We start from the raw sequence: 18,003 nt of genomic DNA on the forward strand, positions 1-18,003 counted from the left end.
CTTTTCTCTTATTTTCAAAACATCTTTTCATTTTTAAATTCGACTGGATCATGTTTTTGTTTAAGTCACTTCGAAAAGTGTGATCCAAAAGCTATTTCATAATGAATATCGGTGACTTACCTCGGACAATCAATGCCGCCATTTGTGTCATTTTCTCCTTGGTATGCGAGAAAAAATGGGCATATGAAGGACAGAGGTAATGCAGAGGAAATGACGATTCACCATCAAAAACGAAACGATGTTTCGGACAGCCGCCGTGACAGGCAAATCGCCATGCACATTTCACGCATTTATCGCTCAGGTGTGCGGTTTTAGCCAAGCCGAACGCACGATTCTCAACACTGTTTCGAATGGTACGTAGCGTGTCTTCGTGAACGTTGCCCAGCTTATGTTCCGGATACACATAATGGTCACAGGCATACACGTCGCCATTCGCTTCAATGGCAAAATTGCTGCCACATTGAGGCGCATGGGAACAGAGTGTTGCCGAGTACCCCAAATGGCTCGCCAATGTACTGTCAAACAATTGCACGAACACTCGGCCAACGTCGCGCGTCACCCAAATATCAAAAATGTCTGTTAGAAAATGGCCAAACTGCGCAGCTCCCACCGACCAAGGCGTGACAGCAGCATCTTTCTCATCGGGCAAGACCAGATTCAACCCCTCTCCGGACTCCGTAGCCGCACGCTCAACCAAGGGGATAAATTGCAGAAACTCACTGCCTGTGCTGATGAGAAATTCGTAAACCTCTCGGGCATAATTCGCATTTTCGTTGTGTACCACCGTCAGGGTGTTGAACCTCACCTTATGACGCTTAAGCACCTCAATTGCCGCCATTACCTTATCGAACGTCGGCTCGCCGTTTCGTTTTACGCGATAGCAATCATGCAGTTCACGAGGGCCATCAATCGAAATGCCTACCAGCACTTGATGTTCAGCAAATAACTGCGCCCACGCGTCATCGATTTTTATGCCGTTGGTTTGAAAGGTATTCACAACCGAGACATGTCTGCCCCCTTTCGCCAATTGCGCAGCATAGCTTTCCTGAAGCGCGAACGCTTTTTGGTAAAACGGAATCCCCATCAGGGTAGGCTCGCCGCCCTGCCAGGAAAACACCACTTCTGGCCCTTCCTGCGCATCCATCTGTTGTTCGATATAGCGAGACAGGGTCTCATCATCCATGCGCCAGTTTTTTTGGCGTTCAGGGTAGAGTTTTTCTTTTTCCAAGTAGAAACAGTAACGACAATCCAGATTGCAAACCGACCCCGTAGGCTTCGCCATGGTGTAGCAATGACGCGGTTCCGGCAATTTCGCCGCATGTGCCGCTAACGCGTGATAGAGGGGGTGCAAAGAACCAGATTCGATAGAACGGACGTTAAGCTGCTGCGGATTGTTTTTACTGCGTTGCATGGGATCACTCATGTGTACATCCATCAGCGTCACTCGACCTGATGACCAAAAAAAAGGCGCAACCGAAGTTGCGCCCGTAAGATATGGATAATTTTGCGATTAGACTGCGTAGCAAATCACAGATCAGGCATCCATCCAACGCCACTCGTAACCTTCGAGTGTAATTGTTTGTTTTTCGCCCGACTTGTCAGTGACTTGCAGTTGCTGTGGTTCGCTGCTGTAGTTAACGACCGTCGCCTTCTCTGTTGCTGGGTAGTAGCACGCATCTACAAGCGCAGAATCAGACAGCCATGCATAGCTTTCATTTTCTGACTTAGACAGCCACACCAGAACGTGTTGCAGCAAACGCGCATTCGTCATTGAGAACGGCAAGTTACCCAGGTACACCGAACGGCCTTCACCGTATTGACGTGCCGTCATCGCAAGGTGCTGACCTTGTGACGCAATCACGCTCATGTCATGCGCTTGAGAGTACACGTAGCTCAAGTTACCGAAGTCTTCTTCACCGGTCAGGCATTGCGCCAGATAGTGTTCGCCGTCCAGTTGAACAGGTTGAGCAACGCGGCCCATGGTCAGTGACGTTTCTTTTTCCAGACCGAGCACGTCGCCCAGTTGGAAGAAACGGCCGTTTTGCAGGTGCGCCGATGGGTCACAAATACCCAATAAACCGCCGCCCTTGCCCACGAACTCACGCAACGCAGTCACGATTTGTGGGTTGCCCCAGTATTCGCCGCCACTCCACGCTGAGTTTGCATCACCGGTGTTAATGATGACTTTAATGTCATCGGCGATGCCGTTAGCCAGAATGTCTTCGAAGCTAATGAATTCCACATCAAATGGTAAGCCAGCCAAACATTCCAGTGGGTTGTTACCCACAAGCTCCATGACATCTGGACGAGGTGGCACGTAGAAACGCTGATCTTGTGCTTGGTTCTGTAGCCAAGAACGCGCCAGGCCCCATGCGTTCAATACTGCAACTTTACCGCCGATTTTCGCCGACTCGGTGCCCGCACTGTTTTGACGGTAGGTACCGAATTCATCAGAAATTTGAGTCACATGGTCAATGAAGTGTGGGAACTTGTTCGCCAGTGATAAATAGCCACCGTAACCGATACGATCTAGCGGCTTATGCAGCATCGCACGACGAATCTTCACCCAGTTAGACATAGATTCAGTCACTGGGTTGTTACCTTCGCGGAAGACATCCGGGAAGAAGTAAGGGTAGAAACGCGCTTCTTTCACTTGGTCGCCAGCAGAATCGGTCAAGCGGCGTAGTGCCACACCGTCTTCAACTGCACCGACGTTAATGTCGATACCAATCTCTTGGTAACTTGGCAGGAATGGCTCAGTACCAATCCAGTGGTCGCCTTGGAACATCGCCGCTTTTTTACCTGCCGCGTGTGCCATACCCACCAATTCGCCAGCAAAATCTGCCACGAATTTCTGGATGAATGCCATCCAGTCTAGGTAGCGTTTGCTTGGTACTTTGTAGGTACCGTTGTAGTAACCCGCGTCAACAAAGTCTTCTGGCGTCAGGCGGTAGCCGTATTCTTTTTCGAAATCATCCAGTGCTTCTGGGCTCACGGTTTCGCCGTAGCCTGTCCAGTCACGGTAGATATCTTGGTTTTGCTCGTTCGCATCAATCACGAACAGGAACGCAAACGTGGTGAAGCGAACAACGGACGTATTTGGATGATCTTCCAGCCATTGCGCAAAGTAACGCTTCAGGTGTGCACGACACTCTGGGTGATAAGGGTCAAGGCTGCGGATTTTGTCACCCGTCCAGCCGTTGGTCAGTGCGTTGTACATGGACACACTGTCCCACACCTGACGGACCATTACTGACGCGGTGTATTCATGGTATGGCGTACATTCACGCACAATCACGGTGCCGCTTTCAGCATCAAAATCCCATTGATCAACCGAGACAACGTCACCGGTAGTACGGTTACGCACTTCCCAGTGACGCTTAGGATCACTGTTGTTATCCAGCTCGTATTTCTCTGAGCAGTAGCCTTCTAGCGGCTTGATCACCAGCTCATTGGTCATGGCCGTCATTGGGAACGAAGACAAGTATTTACGGTGCAGATACTCAGGGTGCGCTTTGGCATACGCCTGATCAGCACGAACAATACACAACACGGAATAAATGTCGCAGTCTTGCTCTGCCAGAGAATCCGGCATGGTCGTGCCGTCACTGTCACGCAGTGCATCTGCCTGCCAGCGTTTGTATAGATCTAGAACGACTTCTTCTTGCCCGACTTCTACAGGCAGTGTCATATGGCCTTGGGTAGCGTTTGCCATGAAATTAAACCTCAATACTTAATTGTACGTCTTCGCGTTTGATGCCTTTGGTTGGCAAGCCAGTGTCATAATCTCTTACGACCGGGGCGACACCGTCCGCCGGGCGAGGACGGAACAACCCCATCCATTCTCTTTCCATTTCCGGACGCCAAGGGCGGCATGCCCATTCGAACGAACGGAAGGTATCTCGGATATGGTCCATATACGCCAGCAACTCATCGTGCAGGGTGTTACGAACCTCAACAAAATCCGGGTGCTCAATCAGGTTGTTAACTTCGGCAGCGTCATTCACGCGATCGTAAAGTTCATCAGTGCCCATCAAGTTGATCACCAGCTTGTAGCTGTCTGTCACCCAACCGCGAACCGGAATAAAACCACCGTTAGAGTCGTGCTCCACTTCATAGCGGTTGAACTCAACCATCACGCCTTTAAAGCCACGGTCTTTTTCTACATCTAGCAGGTCATTACCCGGCATGATTGGCGGTTGCTCGATATGCGCCAGATTCAACAGGGTTGGCATGATGTCGATGTGGCTAACTGGACGGTCAATGACAGTGCCTGCCATCTGGCCATCGGTGTTTTTGATGATGAGCGGAATGTTGGCGATTTCGTCATACACGGCCGCGCCTTTACCCCACAATTTGTGGGCACCGTTCATTTCGCCGTGATCAGAGGTATACACAATCCAGGTATTCGCCAATTCACTTTCATCGATATGCGAAAGCACACGACCAATCTCTTCGTCCACAAAGTCGTTGCAGCCGAAGTAAAGTGGATTGATAAAGTACTGAGAACCCACACCTGAGCCTTTCGCACGCGACCACAGACGGTGATGCAGCGGTTTATCTTCCAGCGAATCAAACGCCGCTTCGCCCAAATCGAATTTGAAGTCTTTGAACTTCTCAACGTGTTTTGGCGGACAAGTAAACGGATGGTGCGGCTCGTCATACGACAACACCAACAGGAACGGTTTGTCTTCGCTGCGGTGCTGATCGATAAACTTCAGACCACGGTTGGTAATACGGTGGCCCCAAGTAAAGTCAGCCGTAATTTCGTGGGCTTCCAGCTCTTCAGGCGTATTCAAGCCACGACGCCAAAGGGTAATTTCTTCTTCGGTCAACTCGTTCAGGTAGTTAACACCGTCGTACCAGTACTCTGGGTGCCAGCCCGGCGGACAGATGCCCGTACCAAAGTAATCATGACCATCTAAGTGCCATTTACCGATATAGCCCGTGTTGTAGCCTTCTGCGGTGAAAATCTGGCCCATATGACGAATGTTCGTGCCAAGCGCAAGGTTATTCGTCCACGCGCCGCTTTGGTGTGAATACATGCCCGTAAACAAGCCCGCACGCGCAGGTGTACATAGCGGGCACGTGGTATAGGCACTGTCAAAACGCACACCGGTATCGGCCATGCGATCTAGGTGCTGGGTGTCCGTTGCCTGACCCGAGTAACGTTCAACCACGTTTGCGCCTTGGCTGTCGGTCATGATCAGGATGATATTAGGAGCCTTTTTCATCAGTCAGCCCTTACCAGAAGAAGTTACGATAACCATGAGCGCGCATCAGAGCCTCAAGGTAGTAGTAATCGCCGTAAGGCAGCATGTTGTCGCAAAGGCCAACCTTCACGAACGATGCGCCATTTGCCAGCAAACCTTGTGCTTGTTCGTTATCACACAAGTCACATTGGTCCATCAGGCCTTGTAGCAAGTACAAGCCCCAATCGCGGTAGGCATTGGCTTCTTCTAGCAAGCTCAGGCGTTTTGCATCATCGCGCGCCAGTGCTTCTGCTTGGTCTTCCAGCGACTGCGCAATCAACAAGAAGCCAGCAGCGGTAATTGCACCCGCAGAGCTGTCTTTGTATTGAATTTCGTCTGCAGGCAGACGGTAATCCCACACAGGCACACCGTCTGGCGTGATCACTTCAGCCGCAAAGCGCGCCAGTTTTTTCGCCAGAACCAAGAAGCTTTCATCTTTGGTGTACTGATAGGTTTGGGCATAACCATGGATCGCCCATGATTGACCGCGCGCCCAGCAAGATTCATCGGCATAACCTTGGAAGGTTTCACCTTTCACTGGCGTTTGGTAAATCGGGTCGAAGTTGAATGAGTGATAGGTTGAGTAATCATCACGAACAATGTGCTTTGCCAGTGTTTCGCTGTGGCGAATCGCCACTTCGCGGTAACGAGGTGCACCCGTGACTTCTGCCGCCCAGAACAGCAACGCAGTGTTCTGCAAGGAATCGATGATGGATTTACCCTGAATCACGTCAGGCTTTTCCAATGCCAGCGGATGCGTGTCGTTCCATGCAACAATGTAACCGCCCACTTTGCGGAAACGGTGAATCAAATGATCCGCCGCACGCAGTGCCATCATTTTCGACTCTTCACAGCCAGTCAGCTTGTATTCAGCCACGCAGCTCAGGCTGTATTGGAAGCCCAAGTCATGATCCAACCAAAATGGGTCCAACAACATGTTAGCGAAGTAAGACTTGCGCAGCTTCGCGCTGTTTTTGTATTGCTCATCCGCTGTCGTTTCGTAGCACAACCATAACTGGCCAGCCCAAAACGATGAAACCCAATCAAAAGGACCGCAATGCGTCCATGAATAGTCGGCATTGCCGATTTTTGGATTGCGCTCACCGATACGAGAAATATTGCGCTTGATGGTAGCCATTACCTTGGGAAGGTGTGCTAGAACACGGTCTCGGTCTAATTCACCCGGTAATGACGGTAAAGCAATGTGTTCACTCATTTTTTACTCGCCAACTAAGAAGAGATTAACTGATTATCTGTGGGGCATTGTAAAGGCGGGATGAAGAAAAAAACTTACTGCAAATCACAAAGTCAAAACGTTGTTTCATTTTTAAAGAAACTAAAAATCAAAAAGCCAGCTAAGCTGGCCTTCTGAGAGAGATATCTTTGCAAACGGGGCGGAACACCCGTTTTGTTAGCGCGCTAACCAGCCGCCATCAACCGCCAACGTAAAGCCGTTGATGTAGTCTGCTGCTTTCGATGACAGGAACACAGCTGCGCCACCCACATCTTCCGGTGTACCCCAGCGGTTTGCAGGAATACGTTCACGAATCGCCTTCTCACGAACAACATCAGCACGCAACGCTTCGGTGTTGTTGGTTGCCATGTAACCCGGCGCAATCGCATTCACGTTAATGTTGTTTGATGCCCACTCATTGGCCAACGCACGCGTCAGACCCATCACCGCACTTTTCGACGCGGTGTAAGAAGGCACGCGGATACCCCCTTGATAAGACAGCATTGAGGCAATGTTGACGATCTTGCCGCCAGTGCCTTGCTCATTGAAAACACGCGCAATCGATTGAGACATAAGGAAAACAGACTTGATGTTGATGTCCATAACATCATCCCAATCTTTTTCACTAAAGTTGATCGCATCTTCACGGCGGATAATACCGGCGTTGTTAACGAGAATATCGATTTTGCCGTGAACGCCACGCGCTTCGGCAACAACATCATCGATAATCGCTGAATTGCTTAAGTCAGCGGTGATGTTGTAAAAACGGCGGCCCGTTGCTTCAACCATGCCCGGTGTATCGTCAGCACCACCGTAGTTGATACCAACAATGTCCGCACCTGCCTGTGCCAAAGCCACTGCCATGCCCTGTCCTAGGCCGGTATTGCAGCCAGTCACTACCGCTACCTTACCTGCTAGCCCAAAAGACTCTAAAATCATTTTCAAAACCTCGTTTCATTTTTATTTTCTGTATGATAGCTAACTTGACCATCAAAACAAGAAAATAAAACGGCATTTCAATTAATAAATTAAAAGCTGAATGCTGGGTCACAATTGTGGAATCACACCCCATAAACCTAAAAATGCAGGATTCAGCTTGCGTGTATTTACTTGTAATAAACCTCGTCAGACACCTCGCGTAAACGCGCGGCTGCTTGTTCTGGCGTCAGGTCGCGTTGTGCTTCCGCTAACATCTCGTAGCCCACCATGAACTTGCGTACGCTTGCTGAACGCAGCAGTGGTGGATAGAAACAGGCATGAAGCTGCCAGTGTGCAATGAATTCACCGTTTTTGAAGTTTGGTGCACCATGCCAGCCCATGGAGTAAGGGAAGCTGCACTGGAACAAGTTGTCATAGCGGGTGGTCAATTTTTTCAATGCAATCGCCAAGTCCGCGCTCTGTTCGTTGTTTAGCCCATCAATACGTTGAACTGCGGCTTTAGGAAGGAGTAAGGTTTCAAATGGCCAGGCAGCCCAGAAAGGAACAACAGCGACCCAGTGTTCGGTTTCCACCACGATGCGCTCTTTCGCAGCCAATTCTCGCTGCACGTAATCCACCAGCAATGACGAACCATGCGTCTCAAAGTACGCGGCCTGATGACGGTCTTTACTCGCCACTTCCGTTGGGATAAAGCTGTTCGCCCAAATTTGGCCATGTGGGTGAGGCTGAGAGCAGCCCATGGTTTCGCCCTTGTTCTCAAACACTTGCACCCACAAATACTGCTCGCTCAATCGCGTATATTCGGTTTGCCACGTGCTGATCACCTGCTCAATTTCTTGCGTGCTGAGCTCTGGCAGGGTTTTACTGTGATCGGGAGAGAAACAGATAACGTGCGCTTCCCCTTGCGCACCTTCAAGGCGCATCAGCGGATCGTCAATTTTGATCAATGGCGTGTCTAGGTTCAGTGCTGCAAAGTCATTTCGGAACACAAACGTATTTTTATAATCAGGGTTTACTTCACCCGAAATACGCGTGTTACCCGCACATAAAAAGCAGGTCTCATCATGAGAAGGCAAGGTTACCGTGTTCGGTGTTTCCTGCGCGCCACTCCAAGGACGTTTTGCGCGATGGGGAGAAACCAATACATATTCCCCCGTCAGAGGGTTATAGCGGCGATGAGGGTGTTCTGTAGGGTCAAACGATACGGATGTCATTGTGATATCACCAAAAATAGTCAAAAGCAGACTACCTACCCTCACGAGAATGTTGGGTGGTAGCCGCGTTTTTAATTTGAGCCTATCGGCTGCTTAGGTATGCATGATCACCGCCAACGCTTCTTTGGCATTTTTGTAGAAGGTCAGCGAAGAAAAGGTTTTCGCGAAGCCGGGGGCAAGGAGAGCTTTCAGCGGCGTCGCCTTCATATGGCAGAAGTAGAATGTCTGCTGTTTTCGGTTAACCAGATCGGCCAACATTTGGGCACCGGTGTAATCGATAAAGTTGATGCCGCGACCCAAAATGATCAGGTGCTTGGCTTGGCAAGCCTGTAGCCCACGCTGAAGATGTTGGCATGAGCCGTAAAACACCGAACCATTAATGCGGACAATCGCGGTCTCCGGGATCAAGTTCTCCGGCACATTGAAAACACGAGGGTCAAGGAATTCGATGGTTGGTCGTGATGTTCTGCGTAGGTAGAAAAACAGCGACAACAGCATGCCGACATAGATAGACAGTTCAAGGTGCAAAAGCATTGCCGCGACGAAGGTTGCCACAAGAACGAGAGACTCTTTTTTGTCGGTGCGGAAGATATCCAGAATATGCGGAATATCAATCAGGTTATACGCGACAACAAACAATATCCCCGCCATCCCCGCGATCGGAATATAGGCAGCATACGGCGCAAAGAAGAGTAAAATGAGAGTCAGAAACAGTGCGGCGAAAATTGCTGCACACGGCGTACGCGCGCCACTGGTGTAATTCACGCCACTTCGGGTAAACGAACCTGATGAAACATAACAGGAGAAAAATGCCCCGATCATGTTAGACAGCCCCTGCCCGATAAACTCCTGATTCGCATCAATCAACTGACCAGATTTCATGGCCACCGAGCGAGCAATTGAGATAGCTTCCACCAACCCCAGCAATGCAACCGCAATGATACCCATCGCCATACGTTCAACCGTTACAACATCGGCCACAGGTACCGAGAATGACGGCAGTGAGTTCGGCATTGCTCCAACAAGGGCAACATCGCCAATCCCCAGAGCCAATAACGTTGCCCCCACCATGGCAATCAACATATGCGGGCCTTTAGGCCAAATATGTTTAATGGTCAGGCTGATCGCGATCGTTGCGATACCAATCAGCAATGCTTTTGAGTCTGTCTGCGAAATAGCACCAAAGGTGAGTTGGAGATTCTCAATGGCCGTGCTGCCACTTTCAATCGACAAGCCCAACAGGTGCTTTAGCTGGCTGATCGCGATAACAACAGCGGCACCTGCAGTAAAACCCAACACCACCGAATGAGAAACGAAATTCACCACCGCCCCAAAGCGCATCAGCCCCATTAATAGCTGAACAACGCCCGCACAAAGCGTGAGTGTTAAGGCGAGTTGAATAAACAGCGGTGAACCGGGAGCCGCAAATTGACTGACCGTGGTAAACACAATCACAGACAGTGCCGCGGTCGCGCCCGAGATCAAGTGGTGTGATGAGCCAAACAAAGCAGCAATGATGGCCGGAACAATACAGGTGTACAAACCGTATTCCGCAGGCATACCCGCAATCATGGCGTAGGCCACACCTTGGGGCAGAACAATAATTGCGCCGGTCAAACCTGCTATCAAGTCGGCTTTCAGATCTTGTTTAGTAACGAGAGGAAGCCAGCGTAAAAAAGGAAACGCCCTTGCGAACAAAGAGCGAGAAGGCATTCTGGCGAGAAGCGTTGTCATGGTCGGTGTACTTCGAATAAGACCAACAAAATGGCCCGCGAACACGGGCCCACAAAATTAATTCAGTGCGTCTACCGCATCGCGAACCAGTTTGCCGATAGCATCCCAATCCTGCGCATCGATAAGGTCAGCTGGCACCATCCAAGTACCACCGCACGCCAACACAGAAGGGATTGCCAAGTATTCCGCAATGTTCTCTTTCGACACGCCACCCGTTGGCATAAATTGAACAGGGTAAACGGCATTCAATGCTTTCAGCATGCCCGTGCCACCCGACACACTAGCAGGGAAAAACTTCAGGGTTTTAAGGCCCATTTCCATCGCCTGCTCGACAAGACTTGGGCTGTTAACGCCAGGGATGATCACCATGTCACGCTGTTGGCAATACTTCACCGTCGTTGGGTTAAAGCCAGGGCTCACCACAAAGTCGACACCGGCTTCAATCGCCGCGTCCACTTGTGCCGTTGTAAGAACAGTACCTGCACCAATCAACATGTCAGGAAATGCTTTTCTGATCAGCGCGATACTTTCCGCTGCCGCTTCAGTACGAAACGTGATTTCAGCACTTGGCATGCCGTTTTCAATTAAGGTTCTTGCCAGTGGCACTGCGCTCTTCGCGTCTTTAATTGCAATAACCGGAATGACTTTTAGCTCGGCAAGACGGCGGCTGATTGCTTCTACGCCCTGAACGTTTTCCATAACAACTCCAAAAATTTAAGATGGGTTAAACAAGGATTGAATCTGTTCTGCTGATGGCATGCAGTCTTCACTGACCACTGCGCCTTTTGCTTGAATAACGTGGCTGGCAAGCAAGTGGCCAAGTTGCGCTGATTGCTTACCCGCCAAATGTTGGGTCTCGCCAAACAAGTAACCGGCGTTAAACGAATCCCCCGCCGATGTGGTATCGACGACCGTTTCAACACGACGTGCAGGCACACGCTGAATATCGTTCCCTTTCGCCACCAAGCATTCTTCCGCACCACACTTCACAATGACGTGGTCACAACCTAAAGCCTGAATGCGTTCTACGGTTTCAATCGGGTGTTGGTCGCCGAACAAGGCGTGCTCATCATCAAATGTCACCAGTGCCGTTTGTGTCACTGACATGACTTGGTTGTATGCGCATATCGCTTCTTCTGCGTCTTTCCAAAGGCGCGGGCGATAGTTCGAATCAAACGCGATCCGACCGCCAGATGCTTGATAACGCTGCAATGCTTCAATTAAGCGAACGCGCTGCTCAGGGAACTGTATCGCTAACGAAATGCCGCTTAAATACACCATATCGAACTGCTTCAAATGCTCGTACAACGCCGCATCATCAAAGCTTTGCACCCAATAGCGGGCAGCAGAATCATTGCGCCAATAATGAAAATGGCGCTCGCCGCTCTCGTCGTTTTCGATCAAGTAAATGCCAGGCAACTTACCGTCAATGCGAAGCACGTCTGAGGTATCGACACATTCTTGCTCAATCGCATTTAAGACATAGTGACTTTGTGAATCACTCCCCATCGCAGTGAGATAACTGACACTTAACGGTTTGATATCGCCAGCTAAACGGGCAAGACGAGATAGATAGATAGCAGAGTTCAGCGAGTCGCCACCAAACCCTTTCGCTAAACGCTCTGAGGTTTCGTGAAGCTCCAACATGCACTCGCCAAGAAACGCGATACGAAATATAGACATGATTCAATCCCTAAGGCTTTTCGTTCATTTTAGACGCTAAAATCATTTTTGAAATGACGTTTCAATAAAAAGCGTAGAAATTTGGAAAATGTGTGACACGATAAACAAAACGCCGTTTCATTTATTGAGAAGAAAAAGAATAGGCGTACTATCTCGCCATCGCTAACAAATCAATGAGAAGTATCATGCAAGTTCGTCAATCTATTCATAGCCAGCATGCAAAGCAGTTAGACACCAAAGGACTGCGTGATGAGTTTTTGGTAGAAGAAATTTTCAAAGCGGGTGAGATCACCATGACTTACAGTCATATTGATCGCATCATTTTCGGTGGTATCCAGCCTACCGACACAAGCCTGTCTTTCGCAGCAGATGTTGGCGAGAAGATTGGTGTTTCTTACTTCTTAGAGCGTCGTGAGCTTGGCATTATCAACATTGGTGGCGACGGTGTCGTTGTTGTTGATGGCGAAGAGTACATGATCGACGCTAACGAAGCCCTGTACATTGGTATGGGCGCAAAGGAAATGACCTTTGTAAGCCGTGATGCAGCAACGCCAGCGAAGTTCTACTTCAACTCTGCACCTGCACACATGCACTACCCGAACAAAAAAGTGACACTGGAAGAGGCCGCACCAGTGACACTAGGTGACGCGGAAAGCAGTAACCGCCGCACCATCCACAAGTACTTTGTTCCAGATGTACTTCCAACCTGCCAATTGCTGATGGGCATGACTCGCCTAGAGCCAGGCAGCCTGTGGAACACCATGCCGTGTCATACCCATGATCGCCGCATGGAAGTTTACTGCTACTTCAACATGAAAGACGACGCAGCTGTTTTCCACATGATGGGTGAACCAACTGAAACACGTCACATCGTTGTTCGCAACGAACAGGCTGTGATTTCACCAAGCTGGTCAATCCACTCAGGCGTTGGTACACAAAGCTATACCTTCATTTGGGGTATGGTGGGTGAAAACCAGACCTTCACCGACATGGATCACATCGACGTAAAAGATCTGAAATAACACCAGATTCAATAGTGTGGGTACACACACAAAGTTTGTCCTTATCTCCACCTTAAGTTTAAGCCCCGAAAGGGGCTTTTTTTATGGGGCTGTCCCGTCGTAAAAACCGTCTTTGTCACGAAAAAGGTTAATAACAATTCTTCGGATTAGCCGGAAAGTAATAAAACTCGGTGCTTTTCAGTGCATGATCATACGCAGAATTCTCGCTACTCGCCGCCTGCACTTGCTTCATGTCGAGTGACGCCAGTATTACCAGTTCGGGGATGTCAGAAAGCGGAGCCACCTTCCAAACTGACTCTCGCTGCAAAAACGTCATGCCTATCATCAGCCAATGCCTGTCTGACCCGCGATCAAACATTTCCTGATACATGCCTTTGGTTTTTAAATCGTATTGGTAACCGGATTTAGCCTGTTTGAGATATTGGTGACTGTAGCGGTAGGACTCGCCGTTCACAAAAGGTACTTGCTCTTTGCGGGGAAAGCTATCAGACACAACGTCATTGGAGAAAAACGCCCGCTTTTCAGGGAGTTCATTAAGGTACCGATACTGCCGCGCCGCCGCCTCCCCTGCGACTTTTCTAAGGCTTTGACGAAAAACGGGATCATGCTGTACATGCTCTAAAGCCGCCAAGCCTGCATCATCCTGTTTTAGGCAAACAAAATAGTCGTAGTAAGGAAAAGCATCCGGCACGTAAACATGACGACTGTCGATCTCAAGCTTGGGGTAGCTGTTCATGGGGGCTGCATAGGCAACAGATGCTAAGCAGGCAGAGGAAAAACCAAACAATAACGTGAGTAATCGTGTCATGATTTTTGATCCTAAACGGGCATAACAAGATGATAAGTCAATCCAACCAGCACGCACACTTATTGACCTAGCCGCATGTAAAAAGAGTGTGTTTGCTCGCTGATTTCATGCCGTTTAATGATCTATTCGCTCTGCTGCCAGAGATGGCGCGCAAGGACGGGCTAGGTGTAGATTCAGAGCGGATAACAAAAAGCCCCCTGCTTTGACGCAGAGGGCTTTTTCATCTTCACCAATTTTCACTGGCATTTACAGATAGGTGTGTGACCCTTTATTTCGGATCAAGTCCTAGCTTTTGCAGTACCAGTTTAAAGTTCTCACGACGCTCTTTCACGTTGTGAACATCACCGGTTGAACAGGTCAGGTCCGGACAACCACGGTTTACAATGCCCGAAACGTCATCAATAAACTGCGAACCTTGCAGACCACTGTCCACGTACTTTTTCAGTTCGTTGTAGTAGTTCCAGTCTCCGTACTGACCACCCTCGTCGTTGTAAGCCTGTACAGAGGTTACCCAGTAGAACAGACCTGCAATCCACTTAATCTCTTTGTTCTCTTCAGAGCTACAGATCAAGCCTGGGTTAGAACAGAAATCCAACTCTGCGTACAGCGGGTTCGCTGGCGGTGCTTCAACCGTTACACCATCAATGGTTTGGCCAATGGTTTCTGGGTCAACGTGTGAACGGCCTAGGTAGTGGTTCAACGTACCGAAGTTCTGACGACCTGTGGTTTGAATAACACCACGGCCCCACCAGCCACAGCCTTCTACGCTTTCTTGACTGCTGCCGTCCCAAATAAAGGTACCTGCTTGCTGACCGACGTACACTTTACACTCGTCGCGTTCCCATACTTGCTTAGAGGTGTCTACGTTGTCTGGTTTGTCATTACAGTGACCGTTGTTGGTCCAACGACCTACCGCGCCGTTCACCAATAGGCCACGCTCTTCTAACACTGAATCCGGGGCTGCAAATACGGGAGCCGGTGCGCCGTACCATTTAGCATGAGTCAGCGCACTCACTTCCATTTTGTTGTCACGAGGACATGAGTAGGCGTAGTCCAAACCTGATACTGGGTTCACACCGTAATCCGCGTATTTCTGGCCCAACTGACCACAACTTGCCGTCATCGGGTAATCCGCAGGTGCACCGTATTTCACTTCAGACCAGTTGTTCTCGTCACACGCATTGTAGCGAATGGTTTCTTGCATACTTTGCGCAAGGAAAGCAGCAATCGCGACTTTGGCGTACTTGATGTTGGTTGCATCATCAACCTCATCGTTCATCAGCCAGAACTTGTTACCAGCAACACCAATGTTGTGCATGGCATTCAGGCCATCAAGGAAGTCGTTCCACTTGTAAACGGTTGACGGCACCCACTGCGATTGCGGCGTTTCATACAAGAAGGCTTCATTGTCCATCGCATTTTCAGCGTTGGCTAACTCTTGGTTCAACGCTTCAATACGGGTTAATGAGCCTTTTTCTAACTCTTCACCTACGTAATACAACGGCACTTTCGCGTCTTGGTAACGGTCAATTTTGGTGGTGAGCTCTGATGAATCCGTATCAAACAGAATCGCAAATACGTTGCTGAATGCCGCTTTACGCAGTTGCGGTTTACCTTGGTTGTCACCCATGAAGTAGCCTGCGGTTTGCGCCGTTGGCATGTTCGCCAACATAACCGGCACCTTCACGTAGTCAGAAACTTGCTTCACGTACTCTAGCGCATTGTGCCACTGGTCGTCAGACAGCGCAGTCGTTGTCGCTGACTTAGTGAAAACAACAAAGTCTGCTTTGTTGGCAGCATCTGCTTTGTAAAGCGCAAAGGTATCTAGCAGGTCTGCGGTAAATACGGAGGCTTCATCCCATACCGATTGACGGCCTGAATGCGTGTCGTAAGCAAAGTCACCAATGTTCAAAGACCAGCCGTACGTTGCTTCTGGTGCCAAGGTAGAGAAAATCAGGTTATGCGCCTGCGCCCAGCCTTGAACGTCGTTGCTCAGTGCGTTGACCGCATCAAGGTCAATGCTGCTGCCCGTTGTTTCAACCGCGCGTGACAGGGCTTCTTTAACGGCAACCACACCGAAAAACTCGCCTTTGTCTTGCGTCGCCACATCCAGCACATCACTGTTGATGATGACAGATGCGGTGCCTGCTTGCTCTGCCTGACCGATAACGGAAACGAACGCGCGAGTTAGCGCATCAACGTTCGCCAACGCATCGCTGTTAACCGCGTCGACGGTCAGTGTTGCTGGAGATTGTGTCGATGGACTCGCAACGACAAAGGTATTCGGCCAACCCGCCACTTCGAGACGAATCGGATCCATTGGGTTTTGCAGTGACAGTAAAGGCGCTGTGCCCGGCTCGGTGCCATCACAATTCAGGTGAAGTGCCCAAGAACTGTCGCTACCCGGAATCGTTTTGGTCCAGTAAATCGCTGAGTACGCGATGTTGTTGTGAACCATAATGTCGCCGCCCGTTGCGTGATCGCCACGCGTCCAGTCTGGGTAAACATTAAACTCTGCACACAGTCCACCTGGCGGTGTGACTGGTGGTGGCTCTACCGCCTCTTCTTCAACGGTGATTTTCACACGCGCTGATGAAGACAAGTTCTGCGCATCGGTCGCGATAGCATTTAGCGTGAAGCTGCCGGCTTGTGTTGGTTGCCAATCACACTGGAAAGCAGACGCGTTTGCAGCATCGAACGTACAAATTTGTTGGTTGTTTGCGTTAACCACCAGCTTGCTTAGATCGTTATCGACGTCAGTCGCATTCACCGAGATAGAAACGGTTTCTGTTTCGTTAAACGTTGAACCATTTGCTGGCGTGACAAATCTCACCACAGGCGCAGTGAAATCTTCATTCACGTCTTCTTGGACGGTCACAGCAACGGTTTTCTGCTTTAGCGTTTGGCTGTCTTTATCAAGCACAACCACTTTGACTGCTGCATTGCCTGCTTCAGTTGGCGTCCAGTTGTGAGCATATGCCGTTTGGCTTTGGTCGACGGTTTTTGCTGCCAGTTTTTGGTTGTTTACCCAAAACTCAACGCTTGCGGCCAATTCACCATCAACGCGTGTGTTGATTGAAACTACGTCACCCATGTTGACGATTTGGCCAGCCACTGGAGACAGAATGGATAATTCAGTCGGCTCTGGATCTGGTTCACCCGGCTCACCTGAACACTCAGTCACATCCCAGAACCAAGAACTTGCGTTCGGAGTTTCCCAAACACCCGGATTATTTTTCGCGATAAAGCACTGCCCGTCATAAGACACCACATCGCCGTTCTTCACCTTAGTCTGACCCGGAATGAAAGGAATAATGTCGCCTAAATCCGGATCCGGTGTTGGGTCTGGATCAGGGGTAGGATCTGGGTCTGGATCTGGCGTCGGTTCACCCGAACATTCGGCGACATCCCAGAACCAAGAGCTTGCTGTTGGGGTTTCCCACACACCTGGGTTGTTTTTCGCGACAAAACACTCGCCGTTATACGAAACCATCTCGCCATTCTGAACGTTTGTTTCGCCCGGAACAAAAGCAATCACGCCAGACGAACTCGCATCAGCGGCGTGCAAATAGCCACTAAACATTACACCAGCCAGTGCAATGGTTATTTTATTTAATTTACTCACGGTTCAGCTCTTCTACTATTTATTCGTCTTTTCAGACAAATTAATTCGTTATTAAAGGTGCGTTTAATTGATGGTTTTTTATACTCAGCAATCTAGCGATGCTGAATATTTGGTTCGCGCCTATCTTTGTCAGTTCGCGTTTTACAGCGCAGCATGACCGATACGATAGATTGGAGGAGAAAAAATCGACAGATATCGCAAAAGATAAACGCGCAAAACCATGAAAAACGACCCACAAACATGGATTTACATCTCACTTTGAGATATTTAACTACGAGAAATCTTATTTTCCATGCTCGTAATTTTGTATTTGTGATCTTGCTTCCTTTTATAGAAATGGAATTTATGCTAGCTGCCAGAAGATCAAATCTGCTTTGTCAACACAATGAAATGTTTCAGTAATTTATGAACGGCTTTCGCATTGTGCTTTGTTGTGGCATTGGGTTTAAAAAGTAGAACGGTAAAAATGCAAAAAGGCCGCTGATAATTCAG

Annotated in this window: 12 protein-coding genes; 1 reads left to right on the forward strand and 11 read right to left on the reverse strand. The window is 49.4% G+C overall.

Features of this window, described 5'->3' with window-relative positions:
• Nucleotides 1–91 precede the first annotated feature (91 nt).
• From LRP49_RS15835 to LRP49_RS15875, 9 genes are all read right to left on the reverse strand, one after another.
• Nucleotides 92–1,423, reverse strand: coding sequence for an anaerobic sulfatase maturase (locus LRP49_RS15835; RefSeq protein ID WP_274143276.1), 1,332 nt, complete (start codon nt 1,421–1,423; stop codon nt 92–94).
• Between the two features lie 111 nt (nt 1,424–1,534).
• Nucleotides 1,535–3,715, reverse strand: a complete 2,181-nt coding sequence (gnpA, locus tag LRP49_RS15840; RefSeq protein WP_274143277.1) for a 1,3-beta-galactosyl-N-acetylhexosamine phosphorylase — start codon at nt 3,713–3,715, stop codon at nt 1,535–1,537.
• A 4-nt stretch (nt 3,716–3,719) separates the two neighbouring features.
• On the reverse strand, nt 3,720–5,234 hold the full coding sequence (locus LRP49_RS15845; RefSeq protein ID WP_274143278.1) for a sulfatase-like hydrolase/transferase: 1,515 nt from the start codon (nt 5,232–5,234) through the stop codon (nt 3,720–3,722).
• A gap of 10 nt (nt 5,235–5,244) precedes the next feature.
• Entirely contained in the window at nt 5,245–6,468 is a 1,224-nt protein-coding gene (locus LRP49_RS15850) for a glycoside hydrolase family 88 protein (RefSeq protein ID WP_274143279.1), read from the reverse strand.
• A gap of 195 nt (nt 6,469–6,663) precedes the next feature.
• Nucleotides 6,664–7,425: a 2-dehydro-3-deoxy-D-gluconate 5-dehydrogenase KduD gene (gene kduD, locus LRP49_RS15855; RefSeq protein WP_274143280.1), complete on the reverse strand. Its 762-nt coding sequence runs from the start codon at nt 7,423–7,425 to the stop codon at nt 6,664–6,666.
• A gap of 167 nt (nt 7,426–7,592) precedes the next feature.
• A complete protein-coding gene (locus LRP49_RS15860) occupies nt 7,593–8,639 on the reverse strand; it encodes a UDP-glucose--hexose-1-phosphate uridylyltransferase (RefSeq protein ID WP_274143281.1) in 1,047 nt (348 codons plus the stop codon).
• Between the two features lie 93 nt (nt 8,640–8,732).
• Nucleotides 8,733–10,373, reverse strand: coding sequence for a SulP family inorganic anion transporter (locus LRP49_RS15865; RefSeq protein ID WP_274143282.1), 1,641 nt, complete (start codon nt 10,371–10,373; stop codon nt 8,733–8,735).
• 57 nt (nt 10,374–10,430) lie between these two features.
• On the reverse strand, nt 10,431–11,072 hold the full coding sequence (locus LRP49_RS15870) for a bifunctional 4-hydroxy-2-oxoglutarate aldolase/2-dehydro-3-deoxy-phosphogluconate aldolase (RefSeq protein WP_274143283.1): 642 nt from the start codon (nt 11,070–11,072) through the stop codon (nt 10,431–10,433).
• A 15-nt stretch (nt 11,073–11,087) separates the two neighbouring features.
• Nucleotides 11,088–12,056 carry a sugar kinase gene (locus tag LRP49_RS15875; protein WP_274143284.1) on the reverse strand — a complete coding sequence of 323 codons (969 nt, stop codon included), beginning with the start codon at nt 12,054–12,056 and terminating at the stop codon, nt 11,088–11,090.
• A gap of 185 nt (nt 12,057–12,241) precedes the next feature.
• On the opposite strand from LRP49_RS15875, the gene kduI reads away from it, so the two are divergent.
• Entirely contained in the window at nt 12,242–13,078 is an 837-nt protein-coding gene (kduI, locus tag LRP49_RS15880; protein WP_274143285.1) for a 5-dehydro-4-deoxy-D-glucuronate isomerase, read from the forward strand.
• A gap of 127 nt (nt 13,079–13,205) precedes the next feature.
• Here kduI and LRP49_RS15885 read toward each other — a convergent pair whose 3' ends face one another.
• Both LRP49_RS15885 and LRP49_RS15890 read right to left on the reverse strand, forming a co-directional pair.
• Nucleotides 13,206–13,886, reverse strand: coding sequence for a hypothetical protein (locus LRP49_RS15885; protein ID WP_274143286.1), 681 nt, complete (start codon nt 13,884–13,886; stop codon nt 13,206–13,208).
• A 268-nt stretch (nt 13,887–14,154) separates the two neighbouring features.
• The gene (locus tag LRP49_RS15890; protein WP_274143287.1) at nt 14,155–17,511 is read right to left on the reverse strand and encodes an Ig-like domain-containing protein; all 3,357 of its coding nucleotides are present in this window, start codon (nt 17,509–17,511) and stop codon (nt 14,155–14,157) included.
• Nucleotides 17,512–18,003 lie beyond the last annotated feature (492 nt).

It is taken from the genome of Enterovibrio qingdaonensis (assembly GCF_028683135.1).
GTDB classification, from domain to species: domain Bacteria; phylum Pseudomonadota; class Gammaproteobacteria; order Enterobacterales; family Vibrionaceae; genus Enterovibrio; species Enterovibrio qingdaonensis.

Excerpts from the sequence above, each read along its gene's own strand:
- kduD (WP_274143280.1), bottom strand. The coding sequence starts at position 7,425 with ATGATTTTAGAGTCTTTTGGGCTAGCAGGTAAGGTAGCGGTAGTGACT.
- LRP49_RS15860 (WP_274143281.1), bottom strand. The coding sequence starts at position 8,639 with ATGACATCCGTATCGTTTGACCCTACAGAACACCCTCATCGCCGCTAT.
- LRP49_RS15835 (WP_274143276.1), bottom strand. The coding sequence starts at position 1,423 with ATGAGTGATCCCATGCAACGCAGTAAAAACAATCCGCAGCAGCTTAAC.
- LRP49_RS15885 (WP_274143286.1), bottom strand. The coding sequence starts at position 13,886 with ATGACACGATTACTCACGTTATTGTTTGGTTTTTCCTCTGCCTGCTTA.
- LRP49_RS15850 (WP_274143279.1), bottom strand. The coding sequence starts at position 6,468 with ATGAGTGAACACATTGCTTTACCGTCATTACCGGGTGAATTAGACCGA.
- LRP49_RS15845 (WP_274143278.1), bottom strand. The coding sequence starts at position 5,234 with ATGAAAAAGGCTCCTAATATCATCCTGATCATGACCGACAGCCAAGGC.
- LRP49_RS15870 (WP_274143283.1), bottom strand. The coding sequence starts at position 11,072 with ATGGAAAACGTTCAGGGCGTAGAAGCAATCAGCCGCCGTCTTGCCGAG.
- kduI (WP_274143285.1), top strand. The coding sequence starts at position 12,242 with ATGCAAGTTCGTCAATCTATTCATAGCCAGCATGCAAAGCAGTTAGAC.
- LRP49_RS15875 (WP_274143284.1), bottom strand. The coding sequence starts at position 12,056 with ATGTCTATATTTCGTATCGCGTTTCTTGGCGAGTGCATGTTGGAGCTT.
- gnpA (WP_274143277.1), bottom strand. The coding sequence starts at position 3,715 with ATGGCAAACGCTACCCAAGGCCATATGACACTGCCTGTAGAAGTCGGG.
- LRP49_RS15865 (WP_274143282.1), bottom strand. The coding sequence starts at position 10,373 with ATGACAACGCTTCTCGCCAGAATGCCTTCTCGCTCTTTGTTCGCAAGG.